This is a genomic window from Streptomyces glaucescens, assembly GCF_002154375.1.
Lineage (GTDB): Bacteria > Actinomycetota > Actinomycetes > Streptomycetales > Streptomycetaceae > Streptomyces > Streptomyces glaucescens.
In genome coordinates, this window is sequence record NZ_MUND01000511.1 from 1 (window position 1) to 867 (window position 867).

Sequence of the window (867 nt, forward strand, 5' to 3'; positions counted from 1 at the left end):
CGTTCGCCGATTCGGTGCTGTTCCTCATCATGGGCATCGAGGAGTACACGCGCTGCGCCGCAGCGGGGACGGGCGGCGACTCCCCGGCCGTCCGCCGCGTCGCGCGCGCCTGGGATCTGCTCCTGTACGGGGCCCTGGACTCGGCCGAGCAGGCCGGAGCCGACCTGACCAAGTAGGCGACGGTTGAACGACCGTCCTTGCACCGGCCGCCGACACCGGGTGACCTTCTATGCCGGGTTGGCGGTTTCCCATCGGCAACGAGGCCGGTGTACGGCGCCCGGCAGCGCGGCCGTCTCCCACGCGCAGCGATCGCCCCGGCACCCCTCGACCGATCCCTGTCGGGGCCCTGCGGCCAGTCGTCCCCCTCTGCTTTCCCATCCATGCCGACAGAAGGTGACAGAACGTGAACTCAGTGCTGGAGGCCGGAACTCACCCGCTGCACGGTCGGTCCGAGGAAGTGTCGACGCTCTGCCACGCGATCCGCTCCGCGCACCAGACCGGAAGCCTCCGCGTCTCCCTCGAGGGAGGGCCGGGAACGGGCAAGTCCCGTCTGCTCGCCGAGGCGGCAGCCCTGGCGGAGTCGGCCGGCGCGACGGTGCTGCGGGGCCTGCACGAGGACCCCGTCACGTACGACGGCACCGTCGTCGTCCTCCTGGACGACATCCACTGCTCCGACGAGACGGACGTCAAGGCGCTGTCGAGGGTGCGGCTGAAGGCCGCGGGACTGCCGATCGTCTGGTGCACGAGCCGCCGGTGGGGGCGGCCCAACAGCCCGCTCGACATCGCCCTGGGGTCCCTGGCCGAGCCCCACCGGGCGTTCCGGCTGCGTCCGCTCGACGAGCGGGCCGCCCAGCGGATGGCCCACGA

At 72.1% G+C, this 867-nt stretch carries 1 protein-coding gene; it reads left to right on the plus strand.

The features are described from left to right. Window positions 1-403: 403 nt before the first annotated feature. On the plus strand, window positions 404-867 hold a 464-nt coding region (locus CCN42_RS42790), incomplete at its 3' end, for an AAA family ATPase (protein WP_158102150.1).